The 18,213-nt window shown below is 60.2% G+C and carries 18 protein-coding genes and 2 pseudogenes; 9 read left to right on the top strand and 11 right to left on the bottom strand.

All coding sequences use genetic code 11. From position 1 onward, the window contains the following. Positions 1-570: 570 nt before the first annotated feature. On the top strand, positions 571-1,338 hold the full coding sequence (locus tag ACYZUD_RS20970) for an SDR family oxidoreductase (protein ID WP_462019957.1): 768 nt from the start codon (positions 571-573) through the stop codon (positions 1,336-1,338). A gap of 105 nt (positions 1,339-1,443) precedes the next feature. Here the strand turns inward: ACYZUD_RS20970 and ACYZUD_RS20965 are convergent, their stop codons facing one another. The 7 genes from ACYZUD_RS20965 to ACYZUD_RS20935 form a co-directional block, all read right to left on the bottom strand. Further along, complete coding sequence (locus ACYZUD_RS20965; RefSeq protein WP_462019956.1) at positions 1,444-2,571, bottom strand: AGE family epimerase/isomerase; 1,128 nt, start codon at positions 2,569-2,571, stop codon at positions 1,444-1,446. Positions 2,572-2,751: 180 nt separating this feature from the next. After that, positions 2,752-3,324: a HupE/UreJ family protein gene (locus ACYZUD_RS20960; protein WP_462019955.1), complete on the bottom strand. Its 573-nt coding sequence runs from the start codon at positions 3,322-3,324 to the stop codon at positions 2,752-2,754. A gap of 35 nt (positions 3,325-3,359) precedes the next feature. Further along, positions 3,360-3,974, bottom strand: a complete 615-nt coding sequence (ureG, locus tag ACYZUD_RS20955; protein WP_462019954.1) for an urease accessory protein UreG — start codon at positions 3,972-3,974, stop codon at positions 3,360-3,362. A 9-nt stretch (positions 3,975-3,983) separates the two neighbouring features. Further along, positions 3,984-4,658 (bottom strand): urease accessory protein UreF, encoded by a 675-nt coding sequence (locus ACYZUD_RS20950; protein ID WP_462019953.1) that lies wholly within the window; start codon positions 4,656-4,658, stop codon positions 3,984-3,986. Next, entirely contained in the window at positions 4,655-5,155 is a 501-nt protein-coding gene (gene ureE, locus ACYZUD_RS20945) for an urease accessory protein UreE (protein WP_462019952.1), read from the bottom strand. Before ureE ends, ACYZUD_RS20950 begins: the two co-directional genes overlap by 4 nt. A 274-nt stretch (positions 5,156-5,429) precedes the next feature. After that, the gene (locus tag ACYZUD_RS20940; protein ID WP_027921952.1) at positions 5,430-6,062 is read right to left on the bottom strand and encodes a TetR family transcriptional regulator; all 633 of its coding nucleotides are present in this window, start codon (positions 6,060-6,062) and stop codon (positions 5,430-5,432) included. Between the two features lie 172 nt (positions 6,063-6,234). Continuing rightward, complete coding sequence (locus ACYZUD_RS20935; protein WP_462019951.1) at positions 6,235-6,705, bottom strand: hypothetical protein; 471 nt, start codon at positions 6,703-6,705, stop codon at positions 6,235-6,237. Positions 6,706-7,092: 387 nt separating this feature from the next. Here ACYZUD_RS20935 and ACYZUD_RS20930 point away from each other — a divergent pair, with 387 nt between their 5' ends. Continuing rightward, positions 7,093-9,168 carry an AsmA family protein gene (locus tag ACYZUD_RS20930; RefSeq protein ID WP_462019950.1) on the top strand — a complete coding sequence of 692 codons (2,076 nt, stop codon included), beginning with the start codon at positions 7,093-7,095 and terminating at the stop codon, positions 9,166-9,168. 100 nt (positions 9,169-9,268) lie between these two features. Here the strand turns inward: ACYZUD_RS20930 and ACYZUD_RS20925 are convergent, their stop codons facing one another. Together ACYZUD_RS20925 and ACYZUD_RS20920 are read right to left on the bottom strand one after the other, a co-directional pair. Then, positions 9,269-9,799 (bottom strand): ferritin-like domain-containing protein, encoded by a 531-nt coding sequence (locus tag ACYZUD_RS20925; RefSeq protein WP_462019949.1) that lies wholly within the window; start codon positions 9,797-9,799, stop codon positions 9,269-9,271. Positions 9,800-9,927: 128 nt separating this feature from the next. Beyond that, positions 9,928-10,527: pseudogene (locus ACYZUD_RS20920) on the bottom strand (LysR substrate-binding domain-containing protein); the annotation flags it as partial. 3 nt (positions 10,528-10,530) lie between these two features. On the opposite strand from ACYZUD_RS20920, the pseudogene ACYZUD_RS20915 reads away from it, so the two are divergent. Further along, positions 10,531-10,608 (top strand): annotated as a pseudogene (locus ACYZUD_RS20915) (QacE family quaternary ammonium compound efflux SMR transporter); the annotation flags it as partial. A 108-nt stretch (positions 10,609-10,716) separates the two neighbouring features. After that, the gene (locus ACYZUD_RS20910; RefSeq protein ID WP_462019948.1) at positions 10,717-11,607 is read left to right on the top strand and encodes an esterase/lipase family protein; all 891 of its coding nucleotides are present in this window, start codon (positions 10,717-10,719) and stop codon (positions 11,605-11,607) included. A gap of 124 nt (positions 11,608-11,731) precedes the next feature. Here ACYZUD_RS20910 and ACYZUD_RS20905 read toward each other — a convergent pair whose 3' ends face one another. Then, complete coding sequence (locus tag ACYZUD_RS20905; RefSeq protein WP_462019947.1) at positions 11,732-12,619, bottom strand: DMT family transporter; 888 nt, start codon at positions 12,617-12,619, stop codon at positions 11,732-11,734. Positions 12,620-12,715: 96 nt separating this feature from the next. On the opposite strand from ACYZUD_RS20905, the gene ACYZUD_RS20900 reads away from it, so the two are divergent. From ACYZUD_RS20900 to ACYZUD_RS20890, 3 genes are all read left to right on the top strand, one after another. Continuing rightward, complete coding sequence (locus ACYZUD_RS20900; RefSeq protein ID WP_462019946.1) at positions 12,716-13,504, top strand: AraC family transcriptional regulator; 789 nt, start codon at positions 12,716-12,718, stop codon at positions 13,502-13,504. Between the two features lie 72 nt (positions 13,505-13,576). Further along, the gene (locus ACYZUD_RS20895; protein WP_462019945.1) at positions 13,577-13,882 is read left to right on the top strand and encodes a PsiF family protein; all 306 of its coding nucleotides are present in this window, start codon (positions 13,577-13,579) and stop codon (positions 13,880-13,882) included. A 247-nt stretch (positions 13,883-14,129) separates the two neighbouring features. Beyond that, complete coding sequence (locus tag ACYZUD_RS20890) at positions 14,130-15,143, top strand: AI-2E family transporter (protein ID WP_462019944.1); 1,014 nt, start codon at positions 14,130-14,132, stop codon at positions 15,141-15,143. 124 nt (positions 15,144-15,267) lie between these two features. Here ACYZUD_RS20890 and ACYZUD_RS20885 read toward each other — a convergent pair whose 3' ends face one another. Then, positions 15,268-16,542 (bottom strand): Hsp70 family protein, encoded by a 1,275-nt coding sequence (locus ACYZUD_RS20885; RefSeq protein WP_462019943.1) that lies wholly within the window; start codon positions 16,540-16,542, stop codon positions 15,268-15,270. Positions 16,543-16,838: 296 nt separating this feature from the next. Between ACYZUD_RS20885 and ACYZUD_RS20880 the strand changes: the two genes are divergently transcribed. Both ACYZUD_RS20880 and ACYZUD_RS20875 read left to right on the top strand, forming a co-directional pair. Further along, the gene (locus ACYZUD_RS20880) at positions 16,839-17,786 is read left to right on the top strand and encodes a DnaJ C-terminal domain-containing protein (protein ID WP_462019942.1); all 948 of its coding nucleotides are present in this window, start codon (positions 16,839-16,841) and stop codon (positions 17,784-17,786) included. A gap of 23 nt (positions 17,787-17,809) precedes the next feature. Continuing rightward, positions 17,810-18,115 carry a chaperone modulator CbpM gene (locus ACYZUD_RS20875; protein ID WP_462019941.1) on the top strand — a complete coding sequence of 102 codons (306 nt, stop codon included), beginning with the start codon at positions 17,810-17,812 and terminating at the stop codon, positions 18,113-18,115. Positions 18,116-18,213: the final 98 nt, after the last annotated feature.

The raw sequence follows: 18,213 nt of genomic DNA, 5'->3' as shown, positions 1-18,213 counted from the left end.
GTCCCCGTTTGCTGTGGAGCTGGCTGTGAATAACGTGGGAGTAGCTGGCTGAAAGCCTTTTAAACCGTGGCTTGTAGCCTTGTGGTTGTTTTTTGATCAGGCATTTTTGCTGGACCCAAAGCCAGCTTTGTCAATCTTTTTATTGGTGGCGAAAGCGAGCACCAATGAGCGATAGCAGCCTGTGGATAAGTCTGTGGTTAAACTCTGGAAAGACTCGGCTGAAGGCCGTAGTTACTGGCTTGGCGCCATCGCCGGTTTAACCCTCAATCGTGCAAATTGCCTTGGGGCTACACGGCAGGCCCGAGAGGGTCAAGCAAAAAAAATTCCAGACTGCTTGCAAAGCCTTGTACACAGCGGGTTTCAGCTTTTCCACTTGCCCCCGGAAAGTGTGGATGGGCCTGTGGATAAGGTGCGCGCACATGGCTGAAAGCCACGGCGTGTAAGGTGTTGCAATGATTGGTCGTTTTTTGTACAGCTGGCGCGGTAGTTGCCGCTGTGTGCAAGGCCGGGCATGCTGCCTGCTGATTTTCTATTCCAATGGCTGCTTTCAGCCGAAGCAAGGAGAACACGATGTCCAACACCCTGTTTATTACCGGCGCGACGTCCGGTTTTGGCGAAGCCTGTGCCCGTCGTTTTGCCGAGGCTGGCTGGAAACTGGTGCTGACAGGCCGTCGTGAAGATCGCCTCAATGCCCTGTGCGCTGAGTTGTCGAAGCAGACCGAAGTCCATGGCCTGGTGCTCGACGTGCGTGATCGCAAGGCCATGGAAGAGGCCATTGCCAACCTGCCACCGTCCTTTGCCAAATTGCGTGGGCTGATCAACAACGCTGGACTGGCGCTCGGCGTGGACCCTGCGCCGAAGTGCAATCTTGATGATTGGGACACCATGGTCGACACTAACATCAAGGGCCTGATGTACAGCACTCGTCTGCTGTTGCCGCGTCTGATCGCTCATGGCCGCGGCGCCAGCATCGTCAACCTCGGGTCCATCGCCGGTAACTATCCGTATCCGGGCAGCCACGTGTATGGCGCGAGCAAGGCGTTCGTCAAACAGTTCTCCCTGAACCTGCGCTGCGACCTGCAAGGGACCGGCGTGCGGGTCAGCAACATCGAGCCGGGCCTGTGCGAGAGCGAGTTCTCACTGGTGCGTTTCGCCGGTGACCAGGAGCGTTACAACGCGACCTACGCCGGTGCCGAGCCGATCCAGCCACAAGATATCGCCGACACCATTTTCTGGGTCCTCAACGCCCCGGCGCACATCAATATCAACAGCCTCGAGCTGATGCCGGTGAGCCAGACCTGGAGCGGGTTTGCGATTGAGCGTAATGCCAAGGCTTAAGAACGCGTAACGGCCAATCGCGAGCAGGCTCGCTCCCACATGGATCTCTGTTGCTCACAAGGATCTACTGTGGGAGCGAGCCTGCTCGCGATAGCTATTTGTCAGTCAGCGAAGGTATTCGGCCAGCCCGCGATAGCAGGTTGCCAAGTGATAGGGCGTGGTCGACGGCATGTCTCGACGGCTGACATCGCCGCTTTCATCCCGGCACTCATACCAGCCACCCGCATGCAGAGAGCGTTGCTGCAACGCTTGCAATTGGTGCAGCACCGCGGGCTCGCTGTCTGGCCGCAAGGTCAGGGCGCGCAGGTATTCAGCCTGAGCCCAGATTCGTTGCGTGGCATCCTTGGAACGACCTTCCAGATCGAACATTGCCCGAACAGCGCCGGTCTGCTGATCGACGCCCAGTTGTTCAGTGAGCGCAAACGCACGCTCCAGTGATGCGTGCAGTGTCGAGCCACGCAGCAACGGCGAAGACTCCAGCAGGAAATACCACTCGAACTGATGCCCTGGCTCAAACCAGTTATCCACAGTCCCCAGCGGTTTTTCCATCAACACGCCATGTTGCGGATCGATGAAGCGCTTGTGCATGGCTGTGCATAACTCGACGAGCGCGCCTTGCACGGCGACGTCTCCGCGTACCGACAGCGTGGCCAGGAAGGCTTCGGCCAAGTGCATCAGCGGGTTCTGCAGCGGCCCGCTGTTCAGCGATGACCAGTCGCGGTCGAGGGTGGCTTCGTACAGGCCGTCGCCTGTTGCGAAACGCTGAGCAACCACTTCCAGTGCCGCATTGAGCACCGACTCCACCCGCGGCTCGCGAACCTTGTCCCAGTAGTGGGCGCAGGCGAACAGGATGAAGGCGTGGGTGTAGAGGTCTTTGCGTTGATCCAGTGGCGCCCCGTGCGGGTCGATGCTGTAGAACCAGCCGTCGTGCTCGGCATCGTGAAAATGCTGTTGCAGGGAGCGGAACAATGCGGCGGCACGTTCTTCGGCGGCCGGCACCTGGCCGATCAGGCTGGAAAATACATACAGCTGCCGCGCGCAGGCCATGGCCCGGTAGCGTTGGGGCGGCAACGGTTGATGCTCGGCGTCCAGCGCTTCATAAGGCAGCGCCATCTCGGCATTCCAGCCGGGGCCTTGCCACAGTGGCACGATCACGTCCTGGAAATGCTGTTGCACCGAGGCAAACAGCGCGGTCAATTCAGGCAGGGAGGCAGAGCGAGAAGCATGCGGCATTGGCTGGCGTCGTCACGGCAGGGTCGATTGCGCGACATGGTAGCAGAGAGCCCGGACGGAGAGATGAGGTGTCTGTCAGACCGCTATCGCGAGCAGGCTCACTCCCACATTTGTGTTGTGTACACCGGCCCATTGTGGGAGCGAGCCCGCTCGCGATGAGGTAATCACAGGCGATACAAATCAGCCTGCCAACAACCAGACTCCAGTCGCCGCCGAAGCCGCGCCCGCCAGACGAACCAACGGCGCCGCCGCTTGAGGCAACACTCGAACCAGTGCATAACCGGCCGCATGCAACGCAGCCGTTGCGGCTACAAATCCGGCCGCATAGGCCCAAGGGCTCGACATATCCGGCAACTCCAAACCATGCGCCACACCATGGAACAGCGCAAACAACGCCGTGGCCGCAACCGCCAGGCTCAACGGCGGACGCACCGCCAGTGCAACCGCCAGACCCAGCGCCAACACCGACGCCGCAATCCCGCTTTCCAGCGCCGGCAGGTTCAATCCTTCAAAACCCAGCAGGCCGCCGATCAGCATGGTGCCGACGAACGTGCACGGCAGCGCCCAGCGCGCGGCGCCTTTCTGCTGCGCCGCCCACAACCCTACGGCAACCATCGCCAGCAAGTGGTCGAGCCCCCCGATCGGGTGGCTGATGCCGGCGATCAAGCCGTTGTCGCCGTGGCCCGGGTGGGCGAAGGCGATGGCCGGGGTCAGCAGCAGGGCCATGGCGCCCAGAATGCGTTGAAGTGTCATGGATAAGCTTCCTTGTTGATAAAGGTTGATCGTGATCAGGCCGCGGTCAGCAAACCCTGGCGTTCGATGAAGGCGATGATTTCTTCCAGGCCCAGGCCGGTTTTCTGGTTGCTGAAGACAAACGGCTTGCCGTTGCGCATGCGTTTGGTGTCGCTGTCCATCATTTCCAGCGACGCGCCAACCAGCGGTGCAAGGTCGATCTTGTTGATCACCAGCAGATCGGATTTGCAGATGCCCGGCCCGCCTTTGCGCGGCAGCTTGTCGCCGGCCGAGACGTCGATCACGTAGATGGTCAGGTCGGACAGTTCCGGGCTGAAAGTGGCGGACAGGTTGTCGCCGCCAGACTCCACCAGAATCAGGTCCAGCCCCGGAAAGCGGCGATTCAGTTGATCCACGGCTTCAAGGTTGATCGAGGCGTCTTCGCGGATCGCCGTGTGTGGGCAGCCGCCGGTTTCCACACCGATGATCCTCTCCGGCGCCAGGGCTTCGTTACGCACCAGGAAATCGGCGTCTTCGCGGGTATAGATGTCGTTGGTCACCACCGCCAGGTTGTAGCGGTCGCGCAGGGCCAGGCACAGGGCCAGGGTCAGGGCGGTTTTGCCGGAACCGACCGGGCCGCCGATGCCGACGCGCAGAGGTTGTGCGTTCATGTGATTCTCCTAGGAACGGAACAGGCGGCTGTACTGGCGCTCATGGGCCATGCACGCCAGGGACAGGCCGAAAGCGGCGCTGCCATAGTGTTCGGGGTTGATTCGGGTGGCGTTCTGCTGGGCTTCTTGCAGCAGCGGCAGCAATTGGCTGGTCAGGCGCTGGGCGGCTTGCTGACCCAGCGGCAAGGTTTTCATCAGCACCGCCAATTGGTTTTCCAGCCAGCTCCAGAGCCATGCAGCGAGTGCGTCTTGCGGGCTGATTTGCCAGGCACGAGCAGCCAGCGCCCAACCGAGGGCCAGGTGCGGCTCGGGACGTTGTTCGAGAAAGGCGCGGGCGGGTGTATCCAGCTCCGGCAAACCGTTGAGCAGTTGTTGCAGGGAATAACCCATCTGCCGACTTTCCTGATGCAGCTCGCGGGTTTCCCGGCTGGCGCGGTGCTCTTCGCAACGTTGCAGCAATTCGCCCCAGTTGTCCTCTGCCGCGGCGACGCAATGAGCCAGCAGCAATGGCGCTTCGAAGCGTGCGAGATTGAGCAGCAACTGATCGCTGATCCAGCGCCGCGCGCTGTCGGGATCGTTGACGCGGCCGTTATCCACAGCCATTTCCAGACCCTGGGAATAGCTGTAGCCGCCAATCGGCAGCTGCGGGCTGGCCAGACGCAGCAGCGCCCAGGCCGGGTTCATAAACGCACGCCGAATTGATGCAGTTTGGGCGGGTAGTTGAAGTCCTCGTCGCCATGGCGTGAATGGTGATGACCGCCGCCGTAGGCGCCGTGTTCCGGCTGGAACGGCGCTTCGATGTTTTCGGCACTGGCGCCCAATTGCTCGAGCATGGCCTTGAGTACGTAGTCGTCAAGCAAGCGCAACCAGCCGTCGCCGACTTGCAGGGCCACGTGGCGGTTGCCCAAGTGATAGGCGGCGCGGGTCAGTTCGAAAGCGTTGGCGCAGGTGACGTGCAGCAGTTGTTCGGGGCGGGCGCAGACCCGGACGATTCGACCATCTTCAGCCTCCAGGCATTCGCCGTCATACAGCGGCGGCTGACCACGCTCCAAAAACAACCCGACGTCTTCACCCTCGGCACTGAAACAGCGCAAACGGCTTTTGCTCCGGGCTTCGAAGTTCAGGTGCAACTCGGCGGCCCAGACGGGTTGAGGGTCGATTCTGCGATGAATCACCAGCATCGGAAGGCTTCCAGCAATGGGCAATAGTCAGGCTAGAGCAAGGGGCTTGCCAATTGGGTGATGCGTAGGAAATGCCCGTCGGAAGCGTAGGGTGAGATTCAGGGGGTCGAGGAATTTGGGTGAAGTTGGTGCGAGGCTTTGTCGTGCGCCCCAAGTTGGGGCGATTAAGATTTTTTGTGGGAGCGAGCCTGCTCGCGATTGGGGCGGGTCAGTCACTTAAATGGCAGTGTGCGACCGCTATCGCGAGCAGGCTCGCTCCCACAGGGGCAAGTGTTTACTCGGTGCTGCCGAGTCCCTGCCAATGCTTCAACCCGATAAAGATAAAGCGCAACTGCTGAGTGATTTTTGCTTGCGGCGTCAGATGCTCCGGCAGCGCCTCGGCCGGTGGATCGATAATGTCCGGCAAGGTCGCAAACACGCTTTTAACAATCAGATCAGCCATGACGCTCAGGCCCGCGATGTCCAGGTGTTGCAGTTTCGGCATCAGGGACAAGTCAGCCGCCAGGTCCGAGCTGATGTCTTCGCGCAAACGGCCGATGGCCAGGCGCACCGGCAGCGAGCCACCGTATTGCTCGCGAGCCAGAAACAGGAATTGCGAACGATTGGCCGACACCACGTCCAGAAAGATCCGCACGGAGGCGTCGATGATGCCGCCCATGACGAACTCGTTGTGGCGCACCAGGCGGATGGTTTCACGGAAGGTCTGGCCGACTTCGCTCACCAGCACCAGGCCCAGTTCATCCATATCGGCGAAATGCCGGTAGAACCCGGTGGGGACGATCCCGGCGGTTTTCGCCACTTCGCGCAGGCTCAGGCTGCCGAATCCTCGGCCGCATTCCATCAAGTGGCGGGCAGCGTCCATCAGGGCGTTGCGGGTTTGTTGTTTCTGTTCGGCGCGGGGCAGCATCGCAAGGGTGTTTTCTGGACAGGACAGCGGCGCACTCTAGCAAATCGGCTTTGCCGGCGTCGAACGACTATCGGGGGATCACGCGGGGAAGTGCGGTGTCTACAAAATGAAAGGCTATAAAGTCAAAAGCCCAATCCGGGGATTGGGCTTTTTTTTCAAGGCCGCCATGGGCTTAGCTCAAAGCGCTGTTGCGTTCGATTACACGGTCACCACCACCTTCGGCAAGGGTTTGACCTTGTGGAGTGCGGTCCGAGCCATCAGCAGCGAGGGTCTGGCCTTGTGGGGTGCGGTCCGAGCCATCAGCAGCGAGGGTCTGGCCTTGTGGGGTGCGGTCGGAACCGTCAGCAGCGAGGGTTTGGCCCTGTGGGGTGCGGTCCGAACCATCAGCAGCCAAGGTTTGACCTTGTGGAGTACGGTCCGAGCCATCTTGAGTGATCAGGCCTTTTTCTTTCAGGCGATCGTTGCCACCTTCAGCCAGGGTCTGACCTTGTGGGGTGCGGTCGGAGCCATCGGCAGCGACGGTTTGGCTGAACACCGAGTGAGTGGATTTCACTTGCGGAGTGGCCTGGTCAGCGGCTGGCAAGGCAAAAGCGGTGCTGGCCAGCATCGAGAGGGTAAGGCTAAGCAGTAATTCGCGTTTCATGATTGGGTGCTCCGTAGGAGGGCGATAAAGTGGGTACGAGGGCAATGCTACTCTCGATAAGTCGATATAAAAGTTCATAAACGCAATGGTAATAATCAACGGAATTGATTGTTCGGCTGAAAGGCTCTAGAGCGGGCGTTTCCGGCGAACGTTTTTGCACTGGAGTGGGTATTTTTGACTCACTTGCGCCACGTAAAAGTGCGGGTGCGGTAACGCTGAATGGATGGGAGGTCAGCGTCCGACCGATCAATTGCGTCCGGGTCGGTCTTTCGATTAAACCTGCGGGCCGTTTTTCAGTCGTAGATTCCATGGCAGGCCGGTTCTGGCCTAACGTTTCAAAACGTGCGTCGCAGTCAGGGCGCTCAGTCGTATCAGGAGCCCTGTGCAATGACGCGCACTCGTAAAATTTTTGCCTGGACCTTCGCCAGCCTGATTGTCTTGCTGGCGGTATTGGTTCTGATCATCGTGTTCTTCGATTGGAACCGGATCAAACCCCCGCTCAACGCCAAAGTTTCCGAAGAGCTGCACCGTCCGTTCGCCATCAATGGCAACCTGGCGGTGGTCTGGCAGCGCGAACCCGACGAGGGTGGCTGGCGGGCCTGGGTGCCGTGGCCGCATGTGGTGGCGGAAGATCTGAGCCTGGGCAACCCGGACTGGTCGAAGAAGCCGCAGATGGCCACCCTCAAACGCGTCGAACTGCGCATCTCGCCCCTGGCCTTGCTGGCGCAACGCGTGGTGATCCCGCGCATCGACCTCACCGAACCGAATGCCGAGCTGCAGCGTCTGGCCGACGGTCGCGCCAACTGGACCTTCGCGCTCGATCCCAAGGACCCGAACGCCGAACCTTCAAGCTGGGTGGTGGATATCGGCGCGATCGGCTTCGACAAGGGCCACGTTACCCTCGACGACCAGAGCCTGAAGACACAGCTCGACTTGATCATCGACCCGCTGGGCAAACCGATCCCGTTCAACGAGATCGTTGGCGACAAAGCGGCGAAAACTGCGCTTGAGAAGGGCGCTGCACCGCAGGACTACGCATTCGCCCTGAAGGTCAAAGGCCAATATCACGACCAGAAGCTCGCAGGTGAAGGCAAGATTGGCAGCCTGCTGGCCTTGCAGGACGCGGCCAGGCCGTTTCCGCTCCAGGCTCAGGTAAAGATTGCTGACACCCGTGTCGAACTGGCCGGCACCCTCACCGACCCGCTGAATCTTGGCGCTCTGGACTTGCGGTTGAAACTGGCCGGTACCAGCCTCGGCAATCTCTATCCGCTCACCGGCGTGACGCTGCCGGATACGCCGCCGTATGCCACCGACGGTCACTTGATCGCCAAACTGCATGAACCGGGTGGCGCGGTGTTCCGCTATGAAGAGTTCAACGGCAAGATCGGCGAGAGCGACATTCATGGCAGCCTGGCTTACGTCGCCAGCCAGCCACGGCCGAAACTCAGCGGTTCACTGGTGTCCAATCAACTGCTGTTCGCCGACCTGGCTCCGCTGATCGGCGCTGACTCCAACGCCAAGCAAAAGGCCCGTGGCGGTGAAAGCAAGCAACCGGCGGACAAGGTGCTGCCGGTTGAAGAGTTCAAGACCGAGCGCTGGCGCGATATGGACGCCGATGTCGAGTTCACCGGCAAACGCATCGTCCACAGTGAAAAACTGCCGTTCAACGACCTTTATACCCACCTGGTACTGACCGATGGTGTACTCAGCCTCGAGCCCCTGCGTTTTGGCGTGGCCGGTGGCAAGCTGGATGCGCAGATCCGCCTGAACGGTCGCACCGAGCCATTGGAGGGTCGGGCCAAACTGACCGCGCGCGGTTTCAAGCTCAAGCAGCTGTTCCCGACGTTTGAACCGATGAAAACCAGTTTCGGCGAACTCAATGGCGATGCCGACATCGCCGGTCGCGGCAACTCGGTGGCCAAGCTGCTGGGGACCGCCAATGGCAATCTGAAGATGCTGATCAATGACGGCGCCATCAGCCGCGAGTTGATGGAACTGGCCGGACTGAACGTCGGCAACTACGTGGTCGGCAAGATCTTTGGCGACAAGGAAGTGAAGATCAACTGTGCGGCTGCCGACTTCGACATCAAGACTGGCCTGGCGACCACGCGGCTGTTCGTCTTCGATACCGAGAGCGCGATTATTTATATCGATGGCACAGCGAACATGACAACAGAACAACTGGACCTGACCATCACCCCGGAATCCAAGGGCTGGCGGTTGATTTCATTGCGTTCGCCGCTGTATGTGCGGGGCAAGTTCATCAAGCCGGATGCCGGTGTGAAAGCCGTGCCACTTCTATTGCGCGGGGCCGGGATGGTGGCATTGGGTGTGATTGCCGCACCGGCGGCGGGGTTGCTGGCGCTGGTAGCGCCGAGTGGCGGTGAGCCGAATCAGTGTGCGCCATTGCTGGAGCAGATGAAGGCGGGCAAGGCGCCAGTGACCGTCAAACCCACCAAGTAAAAAGGCAGAGCAAAAGATCGCAGCCTGCGGCAGCTCCTACAGTTGGAATGCGTTTTCCCTGTAGGAGCTGCCGCAGGCTGCGATCTTTTGCTTTTAAGGTTTACAGGTCTTTCAGAATGTCGGCCATGTCATCCGCATGCTCTTCTTCCTGAGCCAGGATGTCTTCGAAGATGCGCCGGGTAGTCGGGTCTTTTTCGCCGATGTATTGAATGATCTCGCGATAGCTGTCGATGGCGATCCGCTCGGCGACCAGGTCTTCGTAGACCATCTCTTTAAGCGTATTACCTGCCACATATTGCGCGTGGGAGTTTTTCGACAGCAGGTCAGGGTTGAACTCCGGCTCACCGCCCAGTTGCACGATGCGCTCGGCCAGGCGGTCGGCGTGTTGGGCTTCCTCGGTCGCGTGTTCGAGGAATTCATCGGCGGCGACCTGGGCTTTCAGCCCGTTGGCCATGAAGTGATGGCGCTTGTAGCGCAACACGCAGACCAGTTCGGTGGCCAGCGATTCGTTGAGCAGGCGCAGGACTTCTTCGCGGTCGGCGCTGTAGCTTTCGGTCACCGCACCGTTCTCGACGTTCTTGCGGGCGCGTTCGCGAAGGGTGGTTACATCAGACAAATGCATGTCGCTCATCTCGATCTCCTGGAGGCTAATCCGGTTTGCGTCACCCTCTATAGAAGTGATCGCTACGTAAGGTGTGAGTGATGAGCGCTGCGAAAAGTTTTATGTAATTTGGCCATCGGCAGTGTTGCGGTAGGCGATCACGCCAGGGCATGTCCGGACAGCAACGCCTCCTCGCGCAACCACGCAAAAAATGCGCGCACGGGCGGATGTCGCTCGCGACCCGGTACGCAAAGGGCGCTGTATCCGGCCCCGTCGATCTGAACCTCCCCCCTGTAAGGCACCAACACACCGCTGGCCACGCTTTCGGACACCAGAATATTGCTCGCCAGCACCAGGCCTTGCCCGGCGATGGCCGCTTGCAGGGCGTAATGTTCTTCGTCGTATTCCCGGACCGCTGGCTGCCCCGTCAGCCAGGTTTCGCCGGACTGTGTGCACCAGGCCTCCCAGCCGTGGGCGTACAGCTTGGAGTTGTGCCATCGCACGCTGATCAGCGTCGGTGCCCGACTCTGCGCCAGAGCCACTTGCTCAGGCGAGCCATAAACGCCGAACGACTCATCGAACAGGCACAGGCCATAAAGGTTCGAATAGTTGTCCAGGCTATAGCGCACCACCAGATCGACGCTGGCGTCCTGGTGCAAATCGATGACTTCGCAATGGGTGTCGAGCCGCAGGCTGATGTTCGGGTGCCAGGCGTAGAACCGTCCCAGCCGCGGCACCAGCCAGAGCGCGGCGAAAGCGCGCTGCTGGGTGAAAGCCTGACGGCGCTCAAACTGGTGTCGGTGGGGTTGATCGTGGCGGGCGTGGTGGGGCTGAAGTAGGGCGGATGTCATAGACTGGTCGTGGAGTTGTCATCTTCGATGGCGATGCTTGGCTGATGTCTTGCATCCAGCCTTGCGTCATCTCACCGATCACAAGGAAGTTCACCCATGTCGCAAGGTTCCGCCACGCGTTACCCGCTGGTGCTGGTCCCGGGAATGCTCGGGTTTATCCGTTTGGTGCTTTATCCGTACTGGTACGGGATCATTTCGGCGCTGCGCCAGGGTGGGGCGACGGTGTTCGCAGTACAAGTCTCGCCGCTCAATTCAACCGAAGTCCGCGGTGAGCAGTTGCTGGCGCGGATCGACGAAATCCTGCGGGAAACCGGGGCCGAAAAGGTCAACCTGATCGGCCATAGCCAGGGCTCGCTGACCGCCCGTTACGCCGCCGCCAAGCGCCCGGACCAAGTGGCCTCAGTGACGTCGGTGGCCGGGCCCAATCATGGTTCGGAGCTGGCGGACTACCTGGAGAAACACTACCCGGCGGACAGCGCCAAGGGGCGCTTGCTCAGCGTTTTACTGCGTCTGATCGGCGCGTTGATGAGCCTGCTGGAAACCGGCTATCGCGGGCCGAAACTGCCGGTGGATATTCCTGCCTCGCACCACTCGCTGACCACTGCCGGTGTGGCGCAATTCAATCAGCGCTATCCGCAGGGACTGCCCGAAACCTGGGGCGGGCACGGGCCGGAAGAAGTGAATGGCGTGCGTTATTACTCCTGGTCCGGGACCCTGCAGCCGGGCAAGACCGATCGCGGGCGCAACCTGTTCGACGGGACCAACCGCAGTTGTCGGTTGTTTGCGAAAACCTTCGTGCGCGAAGTCGGGCACTGCGACGGGATGGTCGGGCGCTACAGTTCGCATCTGGGGACGGTGATTGGCGATGAGTATCCGATGGATCACTTCGACATCGTCAATCAGTCGCTGGGGTTGGTGGGGAAGGGGGCGGAGCCGGTTCGGTTGTTTTTGGAGCATGCGGCGCGGTTGAAGGCGGCTGGGGTTTAGCCGTCAGACCGCGTCATCGTTCATCGCGAGCAGGCTCGCTCCCACATTTAATCCCGGGTGTTCACAAATAATGTGTTCACTGAAGATCTAATGTGGGAGCGAGCCTGCTCGCGATGGCGCCAGATCAAGCAACACTGACCTTACGGCCCAACACCGTGGTCCAGCGCTCCGAAAGAATCACCCCACCCAAAGTCAGCATCCCACCGACCAAGTGGTACATCGCCAGTTGCTCATTGAGCACCACGGCCGCAATCAGCGCCGTAAGCACCGGCAGCAAATTGAAAAACAGCGTGGTCCGGCTCGGCCCCAGGCGCACCACCGCTTGCATCCATGCCAGCGGCGCAATCATCGACGCGAGCAGGCAGGCGTAAAGCACCAACGGAATGTTCTGCAGCGTCAGGCCTGTCTTCGGTGAAGCGAGGAACAACGGAAACAGCACCACAACCGCCACCAGCACCTGCAAATACAGCAACACCAACGGCGGCAAGCGCAGCTGCCATTTTTTCAACAGGGTGCTGTAGATCGCGTAGGCCAGGGTGGCAATCAGCATCATCGCATCGCCCAGGTTCACCCCGTGCTCAATCAATGCGCCGAGGCTGCCGGACGACACCACTACCAAAACACCCGCAAATGACAGGACGGCACCGGCCAACGCACCCGCCGTCAGGCGCTGGCCGAGGCTGATGATCGCCATGGCCAGCGACATCAGCGGCATCAGCGACAGGATGATCCCCATGTTGGTGGCCGAGGTCAGCGTCGCAGCGAAATACGCCAGGCTCTGATAGACCGCCATGCCGAGCACGCCGAGGATGAAAATCTTGCCCAGGTTCGGGCGGATCATCGGCCAGTGGGCAATCACCGGTTTGAGCATGAACGGCGTGAACAGAATCCCGGCCAGCAGCCATCGGTAGAAACCGATCTCGGCGGGGAAGATCGCCCCGGCCGACATTTTGGTGATCACGGTATTGCCGGCCCAGATGAAAATGGCCAGCAGGGGATAAGCGTATTGCATCGGGAACAACCAGAACGTTAATGAGGGGTGATTATCGCCTGTCTGGATACAGGTCTATACTTCGATCCAGACAACCTGCCCCTGATGACGGACAGCATGAACAGCAAACACGTCGATCTGCTGGATTTCAGCGAACTGCCTTCGCCGGTGTATTTCCGTTATGCCGACTTCGATGCGCACCGCTACGCCTCGGCTCACCGTCATCCCTGGGGCACGCTGGAGTATTCGGCCCATGGCGTGTTGCACATGGAAATCGGCGGCAGCCGCTTCATGTCACCGCCGCAATACGCGGTGTGGGTGCCGCCACAGACCGAGCACAGCTTCTACAGCAACCAGCCAATCAACTATCGGGCGGTCTGTCTCGATCCGCTGTTGTGCCACGACCTGCCGCAACAGGCCTGCACCCTGGCCATCAGCGACATTCTCAAAGCAATCCTCAAGGATTTTGCCGCCCGGGATGTAAAGATTCCCGAGCAGGAAGCCGACAAGCGTCTGGCCCAGGTGCTGGTGGATCAGTTGCAACAGGCGCCGGTGCACGAGTGTTACTTGCCCTACGCCAGCAGCCCCGGCTTGCTCGGGATTCTGGAGGCCTTGCAGAACGAGCCGGGCGATAACCGACCGTTGGCGCACTGGGCGGCGCAGATCCATGTCAGCGAACGGACCCTGGCGCGGCAGTTTGTGCGCGAGTTGGGCATGAGCTTCGGTGAATGGCGCCAGCGGTTGCGGTTTCTGGCGGCAATCGGGGCACTGGACAGCCCTCGCAGCATCCAGGAGATCGCCTTCGACATGGGTTACAGCACCGGCTCGGCGTTTATCGCGATGTTCCAGCGTCAGGCCGGGTGCACGCCTGAGCAGTATCGACGCAGCCACCTCGAGAGCAGGTGAAGGTGTAACAGGCTTTGTCTACACTCCAGAACGAGGCCGTGCCCCTCGGTGCGGCAACAAGGAGAAAACTCCATGAAGATGTTGCGTGCCCCTTTGTTGATGATCGGTTTGTTGCTCTGTTCCCAGGGCTTTGCCGCCACGGCCCAACAGAACAAGATGACCACCTGCAATGCCGACGCCACCGCAAAAAGCCTCAAGGGCGATGAGCGCAAAGCCTTCATGAGTACGTGCCTCAAAGCGGCGCCCGCCGCCAATGACGCGAAAGCCCTGACCCCTCAGCAAGAGAAGATGAAAACCTGTAATGCTGATGCCGCGACAAAAGCGCTTAAGGGTGATGAGCGCAAAGCTTTCATGAGTGACTGTCTGAAGAAAAAATAAATATTGTGCCGGTAAATGTGGGGGCTGTGAGGGCCCCTTCGCGAGCAGGCTCGCTCCCACATTTGATCGATGTTGCATGGGCCAGCGCGGTCCACTGTGGGAGTGAGCCTGCTCGCGATAGGGTCGGCAAGGGCATCGCAAAAAGTCGCCTGAGCCCCCGACAAAGGTCGAGCTACACAATCCCTAGTGCTGACATCGGAACGCTGGCAGACTGCCAATCCTTTTACGCCGTTCGTTTTGAGGCTGTATGCCAACGTTTTCTCAACGTCACGTCTTGCTGTTAATCAGTTGGGTCATCATCTTTGGTGGTTTGCTGCTGGTGATCCCGCTGCGATTGCTGCCCAGTCTGTTGGCCGGGTTGCTGGTGTTCGAACTGGTCAACATGCTCACGCCGCAATTGCAGCGGCTGATCGAAGGTCGGCGTGCGCGTTGGCTGGCGGTGGCGTTGCTGGGGACATTAGTGGTGAGTGTGCTGGCGCTGATCTTTGCCGGCGCCATCAGCTTTCTGCTGCACGAGGCGGAAAACCCCGGGGCTTCTCTCGACAAATTCATGGGCGTGGTCGACCGTGCGCGCGGGCAACTGCCGCCGTTCATCGACGCCTATCTGCCCGCCAGTGCCGCCGAGTTCCGGGTGGCGATCGGCGAGTGGATGAGCAAACACCTGAGCGACCTGCAACTGGTGGGCAAGGACGCGGCGCACATGTTTGTGACGCTGCTGATCGGCATGGTGCTGGGGGCGATCATTGCCTTGCAGCGAGTGCCGGATGTGACCAAGCGCAAGCCCCTGGCCGCTGCGCTGTTTGATCGTTTGCACCTGCTGGTCCAGGCATTTCGCAACATCGTGTTCGCCCAGATCAAGATCTCCCTGCTCAACACCTTCTTCACCGGGATTTTCCTGGCGGTGGTGCTGCCGATGTTCGGCATCAAGCTGCCGTTGACCAAAACCCTGATCGTACTGACGTTCCTGCTCGGCCTGTTGCCGGTGATCGGCAACCTGATGTCGAACACCCTGATCACCATCGTCGGTTTGTCGCTGTCGATCTGGGTGGCCGTGGCGGCGCTGGGTTACCTGATTGTCATCCACAAGCTCGAATACTTCCTCAACGCGCGCATTGTCGGCGGGCAGATCAGTGCCAAGTCGTGGGAGTTGCTGCTGGCAATGCTGGTGTTCGAGGCCGCATTCGGCCTGCCGGGGGTGGTGGCAGGGCCGATTTATTACGCGTACCTGAAGAGTGAGTTGAAGCAGGTGGGGATGGTTTGATCCGGGCGATGTATTGCCTGACAGGGCCCCATCGCGAGCAGGCTCGCTCCCACAATGGACCTGTATTGGCAGGACAATAATGTGGGAGCGAGCCTGCTCGCGATGGGGGCGCCTCGGTTTTGGATCAGTCCATCGTGCCGTAGCGCTTCATCGCCTCGATCGCCAGCCCGCTGCCGATGCTGCCAAAAATGTTCCCTTCCACATGCCGCGCATTCGGCAACATGGCCGAGACGCTGTTGCGCAACGCCGGAATCCCGCTCGAACCGCCGGTGAAGAACACCGTATCCACCTGATCGACCCGCACATTGGCGTCGTTCAGCAGTTGGGTCACGCTGTTGCGCACGCGTTCCAGCAGGTTGTCGATGGCCGATTCGAACAGCGCGCGGCTCAGTTCCACGCTCAGTCCAGGCTCGATGCGGTCCAGCGGCACATGGCGGCTGTCGGCGTGGGTCAGCTGAATCTTGGTTTCTTCCACTTCCATGGCCAGCCAGTGACCGGCGCGTTGGTCGATCAGCTTGAACAGGCGGTCGATGCCGCCGGTGTCTTCGATGTCGTAGCGCATGCTGCCCAGGGCCAGGGTCGACTTCTGCGAGTACACCGAGTTGATGGTGTGCCAGGTCGCCAGGTTCATGTGGTGGCTGGTCGGCATGTAGGCGCCGCTCTTCATCCGGCTGCCGTAGCCGAACAGCGGCATCAGGCCTTGCAGGCTCAACTGCTTGTCGAAATCGGTCCCGCCGATGTGCACGCCGCCGGTGGCGAGGATGTCATCGTGACGGTTGTCGTGCTGACGGCGCTCAGGCGACAGGCGCACCAGCGAGAAGTCGGATGTACCACCGCCGATGTCGACGATCAGTACCAGTTCTTCCTTTTCGATGGTCGACTCGTAGTCGAACGCCGCTGCAATCGGCTCGTACTGGAACGACACATCCTTGAAACCGATGGCGCGGGCCACGTCCACCAGGGTGTTTTCCGCTTCCTGGTCGGCCATTTCATCGTCGTCGACGAAGAACACCGGACGACCCAGCACCACTTCCTCGAACTCCCGACCGGCGGCGGCTTCGGCGCGCTTCTTCAACTGGCCGATAAACAGCCCGAGCAGGTCCTTGAACGGCATGGCCGTGCCAAGAACGCTGGTGTCGTGCTTGATCAGCTTGGAGCCCAGCAGGCTCTTGAGCGAGCGCATCAACCGGCCTTCATAACCTTCCAGGTACTCGTGCAGCGCCAGCCGGCCATACACCGGGCGGCGTTCTTCCATATTGAAGAAGACCACCGAGGGCAGGGTGATCTTGTCGTCCTCCAGCGCGATCAGCGTTTCCATGCCGGGGCGCAGCCAGCCGACGGTGGAGTTGGACGTGCCGAAGTCGATACCACAGGCACGGGCTGGAGATGCGTTTTTCATGTCTTTCGAGTTCCGGTTAAAAAACGGCCGCGCAGTGTATGCCAGTGCGGCGCAGATTCGAAGGCCGACTATCCGCTAAATCTCGGCGATTAGCGCCTTGAAAGACGAAGCATCGCCCCCAAACTACCCTGCATAGGCCTGGCAGCCCCAAGGCGAGCGCAAGAACCGCCCCCCGCTGCCGATAAACTTCTGATGCGCGGTCCGGTCACACACTTGAGATTGGTCAATCCAGACTCTGCAAAAAAGAGCATGCTGTGTCTGCTGCGCGACTTCGATAATGGATGGTGATGCCCTCGATGGACTTCAAAGACTATTACAAGATTCTCGGTGTGGAACCGACTGCGGACGATAAGGCGATCAAGGCCGCCTATCGCAAGCTGGCGCGCAAGTACCACCCCGACGTCAGCAAGGAAAAGGACGCCGAAGCCAAGTTCAAGGATGCCTCGGAAGCCTATGAAGCGCTGAAAAGCGCCGACAAGCGCGCCGAATACGACGACTTGCGCAAATACGGCCAGCACGGCCAACCGTTCCAGGGGCCGCCGGGCTGGCAGGGTCGTGGCGCGGGTGGTTTTGGTGGCGGTCAGGACACGGGCGATTTTTCGGACTTCTTCAGTTCGATCTTCGGCAACCGTGGTCCTGGTTTTGGTGGTGGACAGTCGGGCCGCAGCGCCGGGCGTCGAGGGCAAGACGTGGAAATGGAACTACCGATTTTTCTGGAAGAGACCCTCGCGAACGAGTCGAAGAAGGTCACCTTCCAGGTGCCGCAGTACAACGCCGCCGGCCAGCATGTCAGCAACACCAGCAAAAGCCTGAACGTGAAGATCCCCGCCGGCGTGACCGACGGCGAGCGCATTCGCCTCAAGGGCCAGGGCGCCCCCGGCATTGGTGGCGGGGCCAATGGCGACTTGTACCTGATCATCCGTTTCGCGCCGCATCCGAAATTCGATGTCGAAGGCGAGAACCTGATCATCACCCTGCCGCTGGCCCCTTGGGAGCTGGCGCTGGGTACCGAGGTCGCGGTGCCGACCCTGACCGGCAAGATCAACCTCAAGGTTCCGGCCGGCAGCCAGAATGGCCAGCGCATGCGCGCCAAGGGCCACGGTTTGCTGAACAAGGCTGGTCAGCGAGGTTATCTGTTCGTACAACTCAAGGTCGTGATGCCTAAAGCTTCGGATGATGAGGTCAAGGCGTTGTGGCAGGAGCTGGCCAAAAAAGCCGCTTTCAACCCGAGAGAACATTTCTGATCCAAGAGACGGAGTAGCCCATCATGAGGAACCCCCTGATCGTTCAACTGGACCTGGCAGAATTCTGTGAGGCGACTGACCTGTCGGACGTCTACGTGATCGAGATCGTCGAGCACGGCATCCTCGAACCTCAGGGCTCAGTGCCCAAGGATTGGCGTTTCAACGATTATGAGCTGGCGCTGGCCAAGCGTGCCGCCAAGCTGCGGCGCGATCTGGAGCTGGAATGGGAAGGCGTCGCCCTGGCGCTGGACCTGCTGGAAGAAGTCCAGCAATTGCGGGCCGAGAACCGCATGCTCAAACAACGGCTGGGGCGGTTGGTGGTGGAGTAACCCCGACGACACCCAACCTCTGTAGGCGCTGTCGAGTGAAACGAGGCTGCGATCTTTTGATTTTGCTTTTTAAAAACAAGATCAAAAGATCGCAGCCT

The sequence above is a fragment of the Pseudomonas sp. XS1P51 genome (assembly GCF_054897845.1).
The sequence above is the reverse complement of the archived record's forward strand: the minus strand, read 5'-3'. Positions and strand labels throughout refer to the sequence as shown.